We start from the raw sequence: 9,518 nt of genomic DNA, 5'->3' as shown, positions 1-9,518 counted from the left end.
CATGCTTTTGCGCTAAGCATATAGGAGGTCGGGCCGATATGAGAAACGCGTACTGCGCGGCGATGAGGATCTAGTCAACACTCATCCAAATGGATCCTGTGGCCGCATAGGCCTAAGTTCCGACGACACTCGACACCATCAGCAACCTACTTCCATCCTCAACGCCGAGGCTTGACAGAGCGGGTCTTACGCCGACGGACGTCCAACGCCACCGCAATTGAGCCCGCTTGTCACCCTATTGCCCGAGAGGCTCCATTGCTATTGACACGAAGGATGCTCTCGATGAGGTCCTTCTCCCGGAATGGCTTGTTGACCAACGGTACGTCTGGCGGTCGGTTTGCAATTGCATCACCGTCGGCATAGCCGGTTATCATCACCGCCGGCCAATCGGAGCGCAGGTTGCGTGCGAAGCGGATTACCTCGACTCCCGACACGAGCGGCATTGCAAAATCGGTGACTATTACGTCGAAGTCATGCGGCGTCCGTTCGATCATTGCGAGCGCTTCGGCGCCCCCTGATGCACAGGTTACCGCGAAGCCGCGTTGCCGAAGCGATTCCGCAGTCAGCTGCCGCAACCCACTGCTATCGTCGATCAATAGAAGCGACGGGAGCATCCCTCCTGCAGCTTCGACCTGAGCGTGCTCTGCATCTGTCTCAGCTGGGCTACCTGCCAACTCCTCCGCCGAGCGCGGCAGCCACAGCTCCATCGAGGTTCCGCGCCCAACGACACTGTCTATGCGTAGAGCCCCACCCGACTGCTTCATAAAACCGTACACGGTACTGAGACCCAGGCCTGTGCCTTTGCCAACTGGCTTGGTGGTGAAGAAAGGCTCGATGACTTTACTGAGAATGTTCTGCGGAATGCCCGCACCGGTATCCTTGACGATGATGACCACATAATCCCCGGGCACCAGATCTTCGGACGCTATCTCAATCGTCCGATTTTGTGCGCGCACGGCAATTGTCCCACCGGAAGGCATTGCGTCGCGAGCATTGAAAACCAGATTCATCAACGCCAGCTCCAATTGGCCGACGTCCACGCGTGCGCGCCAAACCGAGTTGTCGACCAACCATTCAAAGCGGATCAAGCCGCCCAACACCGGCGCCACCAAGCCGTTCATTGTATCTTCGAGCGCCGCCAAACGCACTGAAGCCGGCTTCAGATTTTGACGACGCGAAAAGGCGAGCATCCGCGTGACAAGTTCGGCACCTTGCTTCGCAGAATGGCGGGTAAGTTCAACCACCCTTCTTGCCTGCTCGTCGAGCGTAACGTGCCGCTCCAGCAATCCCAATCCGCTCAGAACCGCGGCCAGCAGATTGTTGAAATCATGAGCCAGCCCGCCCGTCAGTTTTCCGACGGCGTCGAGGCGTTGTGATTGAAGAAGTTGGTCTTCAAGTTCGCGCCGCTCGGTCACGTCAAGCAGCGTACCCAGGATTTCAGGTCTGCGTCCGTCGGCACCTTTTGACATGATGCCCTGGTCGAGAAAGATGCGATACTTGCCATCGGCGCACTGCCAACGGAATTCGCATGTATACGAGCCTGTTATCTTTGCCGCCAGCAACGCTTCCCTAACTTTAGGCCGGTCCTCCGGATGCACCCGGCTCAGGCCGAACCGCGGGTCGGATGTCAGTCGCTCCGGAGGAAATCCCGTCAATCGTTCAATGCCACTAGTCACAAAGCGGGCTGCAAAGGGCGGCTCTGCGGCCCGCGCATGAAAACACACGGGCAAGGATGCAAGAATGGCTTCCTGCCGCTCTTCGGCAGTACGCAGCGACCGCTCGGCCTCCAGCTTTTGTTTTTCGGCCTGCAACGCCTTCGCCAACAACGCCTGCTCAGCAATAGCCTTGCGCTGAATCTCAAGCGTCTTTTCGTGAAGCTCGACAAATACCGCCACTTTGGATCGCAGCATGACCGGATCGAAAGGCTTGAACACATAGTCCACCGCTCCGGCGTCGTAGCCGCGCAGCATATGGGCTTCTTCCTTATTGATGGCCGTGAGGAAAATGAGAGGCGTTCGTTTGGACTGTTCGCGCTGCCGGATCAAAGCGGCTGTCTCGTACCCGTCGAGACCGGGCATCAACACATCCAGCAAGATAACAGCGAAATCCTCCTTCAGAAGGCAACGCAGCGCCTCCTCGCCGGATTGCACCGTAACCACTTCCGCAATTGGAGTGAGAACTTCATCGATGGCCACGAGATTCCGTTCGTCATCATCGACCGCGAGGATCCGTGCCTTTGCCGGGGTGTCCGCCAACTGCACGATCTCCAATTTTTTCGGACGAACCCGCGACGGCTTTTGCATCGGCGCCCCTCAGTTTACTGACACGAGCAGACTTTGGGATGTCTCGATCCGGGCCCGGCAGCGACCGATCCAGACCCGCAGGAGTGCCAGCAACAGGTCGAGATCGACAGGCTTGGCAATGTAGTCGGAAGCACCGGCTTCCAAGCACTTCTGCCGATCACCTTTCATTGCCTTGGCCGTCACCGAAATCAGCGGGATGTGAGCGATGACGGGCGTGTTGCGAATCCTTCTCATCGTCTCATAGCCGTCCATTTCTGGCATCATGATGTCGATCAAGGCTGCGTCGACGTCGGGGTTGTCCTCCAGCAAAGCAATGCCATCGCGACCGCGTTCGGCGTGGAGGACTTCGATATCGTAGGTTTCCAGGACGCTGGTCAGGGAATAGATGTTTCGAATATCGTCATCGACAATCAGGACTTTTGCGCCCGCGAGACTGGATTTGTCGTCCGGGCGCCCATCCCTTGCTCCGTTGTCCTCGCGTAATCCTCCAGGAAGGGTCGCAGATATATGCAAGGCCAATTGAGCAAAATTCTCGGCCCGCGGGACATCGTTCCAAGCCGGATTGAGCGCTAGCACCTGTTCAATCGCTTCCGAGTGGGGGGCGAAGAAAAGAAGTGGGGGCAGACCATCGGGAAACTGGTCGGCAAGTTCGTCGAGCGCCTGCGCATTGTCCTTAGCAGACCTTCCGAGGCCGAGGACAATTGCATCAAATGAAGCGAGCTCAATATCGTCCGCGGCAGACGCGCGACCTATCGCAGTGACCGAGGTGACTCCGTCCCGGATAGTTTCGACCAAGGAAAGGCGCCGCTCGGAATCGGAGTCGGCGACGAGGACCCGTCGCTGGACGCGAAGCTTCCGCGAATGAATTTCCCGAAACACCTTCGTCAGCGCATCGGACGACACGGGCTTGGTAGAGATGCTCGCCGCGCCTTTGCGAGACAAATCTTCGAGGTCTTCCGCGCCAGAAATCACATGTATTGGAATACCTGTGGTCTTCGGATCGTGGCGCAGCAAGTCGAACAACACCCATCCATCGATGTCAGCAAGCCCGAGGTCCAGCGTGATCGCGTCTGGAACCAATTTACGGGCCAAGGCCAAGGTTCCCGAGCCTGCGGTCGACAACACCCCCTTCAGGCCAGCAGATCGCGCCAGGCCCAGCAGCAGACCGCCAAAGGTCGGGTCGTCCTCGACAATCAAAACGACCCGGTCCTCGGCCGTTATGGCATCGCGATCGTCAAGCAATTCCGGCGACGGCAAACCGGGGGGCGCTGCCGTCGTGGCAACGGCCTCAGTGGCTGGAAGCAGTTCTGGTTGGGTCGTCGCGCCAACGCTTGGACCATCCATGGGAATGATGAGCGTAAATGTCGATCCCTTCCCCGGCACGCTTTCAACCCTCAACTCGCCGCCAAGCAGACGGGCGATCTCGCGGCTTATCGAAAGGCCAAGACCGGTGCCCCCGTATTTGCGGCTGGTTGTGCCGTCGGCCTGCTGAAACGCCTCGAAGATCAGCTTCTGCTTGTCTTCCGGGATGCCGATCCCGGTGTCTGTCACGGCAATGGCCAGCGCTTTGATCGGCTGCTTGGCGCTATTGCGACGGCCGGTCTTCTCGACACGGAAGTTTAGGCTGACCTGACCTTCGGACGTAAACTTGAAGGCGTTCGACAAGAGGTTGAGGACGATTTGCTGCAGACGCTTCTCGTCCGTCCGTACGGCCTCTGGAAGAGCGGGATCGACATTGATTGTAAAGCCAAGTCCTTTGTCCGCTGCTAGCTGGCGGAAAGTCCGCTCCATATGCTGGCGCAGATGCGCAACAGGCATATCGTTGATGTCGATCGAGACAGTGCCGGACTCGATCTTCGACAAATCAAGGATGTCGTTGATGAGGCTAAGAAGATCGGTCCCGGCCGAATTAATAGTTCGCGCAAACTCAACCTGTTTGTCGTTGAGATTACCTTGCTGGTTGGTAGCAAGAAGGTTCGAAAGGATGAGCAATGAATTGAGCGGCGTTCTGAGCTCATGGCTCATATTGGCGAGGAATTCGGATTTGTACTTTGAGGTAAGGGCCAGTTGTTCAGCCTTCTCCTCCAGCGCCCTGCGTGCCATTTCGATTTCTAGATTTTTATTTTCAACCTGTTTCTTTTCGTTCTCCAGGAGTTGAGCCTTTTCCTGAAGCTCCTCATTCGTGGCGTGCAGTTCTTCCTGCTTTTTGGTGAGCTCGGTTTGGCGTGCCTGCAATTCGGATGTCAGCAATTGCGACTGCTTGAGCAGGCCCTCCGTGCGCATCGTGGCAGCGATGGTGTTGAGAACAATGCCGACGGATTCCATCAACTGGTTGAGGAACGACCGGTGCGTGTCCCGGAACTCGCTGAAGGATGCAAGCTCGATCACAGCCTTGACCTCATCTTCAAACAGAGCGGGCAGAATGATGATGTTCGCCGGCGAGGCACTACCAAGCCCCGACGTCACGCGCAGGAAATCTGGCGGGACGTTGTCAAGCATGATGACGCGCTTGTCGGCAGCACTTTGCCCCACGAGCCCTTCCCGGAGATCAAGTCGCTGCTTGATGGCTGCCTTGCTCTCGGCGCCGTAGGACGCCGCCAGCTCCAGATAGGACTCATCCTCGTCGCGGTTGGTCACATAAAATACGCCATATTGCGCGTTCACCAGCGGAGCGAGTTCCGACATGATGAGGCGTGACACAGTGGCCAGATCGCGCTCGCCTTGGAGCATTCGCGAGAAGCGTGCGAGATTGGTCTTCAGCCAATCCTGTTCGGCGTTTTTCAACGTCTGATCCTTAAGGTTGTGGATCATCTCGTTGATGTTGTCCTTAAGCGCGGCGACCTCTCCAGAAGCCTCGACGCTGATCGAGCGCGTCAGATCGCCCTTCGTCACCGCCGTCGAGACCTCGGCAATTGCACGTACCTGAGTGGTCAGATTGGCCGCCAATTGATTGACGTTGTCCGTAAGGTCACGCCAGAGACCGGCTGCGCCCGGCACGCGTGCTTGGCCTCCCAGCTTGCCCTCGATACCGACTTCGCGCGCAACGTTGGTGACCTGATCGGCAAAGGTGGCGAGCGTTTCGATCATGCCATTGATGGTGTCCGCGAGGGAGGCGATTTCGCCCTTGGCGTCCACCGTCAGCTTTCGCTTGAGGTTGCCTTGCGCGACGGCAGTCACCACATCGGCGATGCCGCGCACCTGGTTGGTGAGGTTTGTGGCCATCAGGTTGACGTTGTCGGTCAAATCCTTCCAGGTGCCCGCAACGCCACGAACTTCAGCCTGACCTCCGAGCTTTCCTTCGGTGCCGACTTCGCGTGCCACGCGTGTCACCTCGCCCGCGAAGGAGTTCAGCTGGTCGACCATGGTGTTGATGGTCGACTTGAGCTCAAGAATTTCGCCCTTGACGTCGACAGTGATCTTCTTCGACAGATCGCCTCGCGCGACTGCCGTCGTCACCTCGGCGATGTTGCGAACCTGGCCCGTAAGGTTTTCGGCCATAGAGTTCACATTGTCGGTGAGATCCTTCCAGGTACCGGCCACCCCTCGCACCTGGGCTTGACCACCGAGCTTTCCTTCGGTGCCGACTTCACGCGCCACGCGTGTCACCTCGCCTGCGAAGGAATTCAGCTGATCGACCATGGTATTGATGGTCGACTTGAGCTCAAGAATTTCGCCCTTTACATCGACGGTGATCTTCTTGGAGAGGTCACCGAGCGCCACAGCGGTCGTCACTTCTGCGATGTTGCGCACCTGGCCCGTCAGGTTGGCCGCCATCGCGTTCACATTATCGGTCAGATCCTTCCAGGTGCCGGCCACGCCTCGAACCTGCGCCTGACCGCCGAGCTTGCCGTCCGAACCGACCTCGCGCGCCACGCGCGTGACTTCCGAGGCGAACGAGTTCAGCTGATCAACCATCGTGTTGATCACGTCCTTGATCTGCAGGATTTCTCCCAATGCGTCGACGGTGATTTTCTGGGTCAGGTCGCCGGTCGCGATCGCGGTTGCGACTTTGGACACATCACGCAACTGAACGGTCAGATTACCGGCCATCGCGTTGACGTTGTCAGTCAAGTCTTTCCACGTGCCGCCGACACCTTCGACATGGGCCTGACCACCCAGCTTGCCTTCCGAGCCGACTTCACGCGCCACACGCGTCACTTCCGAGGCGAAGGAGTTCAACTGGTCGACCATCGTGTTGACCGTGTCCTTGAGCTCCAGAATTTCGCCCTTGACGTCGACGGTGATCTTTTTGGAAAGATCGCCTCGGGCGACGGCCGTGGTCACCTCCGCGATGTTCCGAACCTGGCCAGTCAGGTTGGCGGCCATCAGGTTGACGTTGTCAGTCAGGTCTTTCCAGGTGCCGCCGACCCCCCTCACCTCGGCCTGGCCGCCAAGCTTGCCTTCCGTGCCCACTTCGCGCGCCACGCGCGTGACTTCCGAGGCGAATGAATTCAGCTGATCCACCATTGTATTGATGGTGTCTTTGAGCTCCAGGATTTCGCCCTGCACAGCGACAGTGATCTTTTTCGACAGGTCGCCCGAAGCAACCGCCGTTGTGACCTCGGCGATGTTACGCACTTGACCGGTCAGATTCTCCGCCATCGAATTGACGTTGTCGGTAAGGTCCTTCCACGTGCCAGCGACACCGCGGACTTGCGCCTGGCCTCCGAGTTTGCCCTCGGTGCCGACTTCGCGGGCAACTCGCGTGACCTCCGAAGCGAAGGAGTTCAGTTGGTCGACCATCGTGTTGATGGTGTTCTTGAGCTCGAGGATTTCGCCCTTCACGTCGACGGTGATCTTTTTCGACAGGTCCCCCAGAGCGACTGCCGTGGTCACTTCTGCGATGTTACGCACCTGACCGGTTAGATTTTCTGCCATGGAGTTGACGTTGTCGGTCAGGTCTTTCCAGGTGCCCCCGACACCCTCGACTCGTGCCTGGCCACCCAGTTTGCCTTCAGTGCCGACCTCGCGTGCGACGCGCGTCACTTCCGAGGCGAACGAATTGAGCTGATCCACCATCGTGTTGATGGTGTTCTTGAGCTCGAGGATTTCGCCCTTTACATCGACCGTGATCTTCTTAGACAGATCGCCGGAAGCGACCGCGGTAGTCACTTCGGCAATGTTGCGCACCTGACCTGTGAGATTGGTGGCCATGGCGTTGACGTTGTCGGTCAGATCTTTCCAGGTGCCGGCCACGCCTTTCACCCTCGCCTGGCCGCCAAGCTTTCCTTCCGTCCCGACCTCACGCGCGACGCGCGTGACTTCGGAGGCAAAGGAAGCCAACTGCCCTACCATCTTATTGACGATCTTGCCGATGCGCAGGAATTCGCCACGCAGAGGGCGACCGTCGATTTCGACCATCATCGTCTGGGACAGGTCGCCTTTCGCGACGGCGCCAATGACGCGGGCCACTTCGGCGGTCGGCTGAACCATGTCTTCGATGAGGTCGTTGACCGACCTGACACTCGATTCCCAACTGCCAGTAGCGTTGCGGACATGGCCCCGCTCTCCGATCCTTCCATCCTTGCCGACGACCCTGCTTAGTCGCTCAAACTCCTTCGTCACCTGATCGTTGAGATCGACGATCTGATTGAAGGCCTCGGCAATATCGGAATCGATGCCCTCGTAGATATTGTCGATGCGAACGGAAAAGTCGCCTCGCCTGAAGGCCTTCAAGGAATTGAGAATTTGACGACGGTCGAGTTGCGCTCTTGATGCCTGCACGCTCACAGTGCCACTCCCAGCCCAGCGGTTTTGTGAAGGAACTGATGACCAGATGAAATTCCGCCCCTCGCGGCGACGTATACAATCCACCGCAAGGCTCCAACGTGGAATTAGCCAATTGGTTCCAAGAGGGGCGATGTAGCTCCGAACGTCAACGCCACCGCCTGACAGGGCGGGTCTTGCGCCGATGGACGTCGGTGCCGGCGCAATTTCAGCGCGGCCCTCGATATAGGCCTGGCGGCGTAATGCGGGCCGGGCAAATCAATCGATGAAGTCGCCGAATGGCGATCTAAACAGAAGCGCGGAACCGTGGGCCCGGTTCCAAGTTTTATATTGCCGGGAGGCGATACAGGAATGACCTCGAGGATGTGGTTGCCCGCATGCAAACCGTATGGCGGGTCGCTCGGTGGCTGGTACTCCACCAAATCAGCAGCTGCCATTATCGCGAGAGAGCACGTGCCTTTGAAAGGGCCAAGCCTACTTTCGACCCAGAATAAGCCCGAAGGCTGCATGTGTGTCAGTTTCGCCTTGGCGACACCTTGGCAACCGCATCGGCTCGAATTCTGCGAAAGCGGGGCGAAGGCGACCGCTTGGGAAAGCACGCCCCGGTGGGCCGACCCCGCGTGTTTCGACAAACACAAGCTGAGCGAGCTGGAGCATCGGCCAGATCACGACTTGGAGGAACAGGGGTGGCTGTCCCAGCCCCCTGCCCTGCGACGCGACCAGCGACAAGTATGTTCCAGTGGCGCCGACACCAACCCGCTCTTTCTATTGGCGCACCACGGACCGAAGTCGAAGACGCCATCATACAAACTTTCGCCAGTCCGTCCTAGCCGATCACACCTAAGTCCAGTTGGTTGACCCCGGGGCAGAGGATCGCTTGACCGAGAGGGTTTTGATTAATCCGAAGTCTGCTTTGGCGATCGCAAGTTTTCTGCTTCTCGCCAGTGGCGGTGGCCTGTTTGGTTATTTGCGGCAGCCGAGGGAGCTTCGACTAGATCCGCCCGCTGCAGCTGATCTTGACCGGGTCCGCCTCATGTCCAACGGCATCAGTGGAACACCGCCCGAGAGCTATTTCGCACTTGGCAAGCCGTATGAGGCTGACGCTTACAATCTAAGCCAGGGCAAGCGGCTTTATGCCTGGTTCGGCTGTGGAATATGCCATGGTGATGGTCGCGGTGGGATCGGGCCTTCGTTCCTCGATGGCTGGTGGCTTTATGGGCCGGAGATGGTTTCCATCGTCGCCTCGATCCGCGATGGCCGCCCGCACGGCATGCCAGCGTTTCGCGACCGCATGACGATCGAGCAGATTTGGCAGCTTGCCGGTTACGTCCAGACGATCGGTTCCTATACGCCGAAGGTGGTGGCGCCCAGTCGCAACGATGAGAAACAATCCCGTCCGGCCGAGAATCGCGGGCCGGCGATTATCCTCTTCGACGTAGGGCCGGCAGCCGTCCACCCGGATCAGGGACCTTCGCCTTGAGAGCTGCT

Annotated in this window: 3 protein-coding genes; 1 reads left to right on the top strand and 2 read right to left on the bottom strand. The window is 58.4% G+C overall.

Annotated elements, in window-relative coordinates; all coding sequences use genetic code 11:
* Window positions 1–230: 230 nt before the first annotated feature.
* Window positions 231–2,303 carry a response regulator gene (locus EN853_RS08415; protein WP_127859061.1) on the bottom strand — a complete coding sequence of 691 codons (2,073 nt, stop codon included), beginning with the start codon at window positions 2,301–2,303 and terminating at the stop codon, window positions 231–233.
* Window positions 2,304–2,312: 9 nt separating this feature from the next.
* Entirely contained in the window at window positions 2,313–8,027 is a 5,715-nt protein-coding gene (locus tag EN853_RS08410; protein ID WP_127859082.1) for a HAMP domain-containing protein, read from the bottom strand.
* Window positions 8,028–8,949: 922 nt separating this feature from the next.
* On the opposite strand from EN853_RS08410, the gene EN853_RS08405 reads away from it, so the two are divergent.
* Window positions 8,950–9,510 (top strand): cytochrome c, encoded by a 561-nt coding sequence (locus EN853_RS08405; protein ID WP_127859081.1) that lies wholly within the window; start codon window positions 8,950–8,952, stop codon window positions 9,508–9,510.
* Window positions 9,511–9,518: the final 8 nt, after the last annotated feature.

Origin of the sequence: Mesorhizobium sp. M1C.F.Ca.ET.210.01.1.1 (genome assembly GCF_004791585.1) — a bacterium.
GTDB lineage: Bacteria > Pseudomonadota > Alphaproteobacteria > Rhizobiales > Rhizobiaceae > Mesorhizobium.
Note: the sequence above shows the minus strand (reverse complement) of the source record. Positions and strands in the feature narration are given on the sequence as shown.

Coding starts and splice junctions, on each gene's coding strand:
- EN853_RS08415 (WP_127859061.1), bottom strand. CDS start 2,303: ATGCAAAAGCCGTCGCGGGTTCGTCCGAAAAAATTGGAGATCGTGCAG.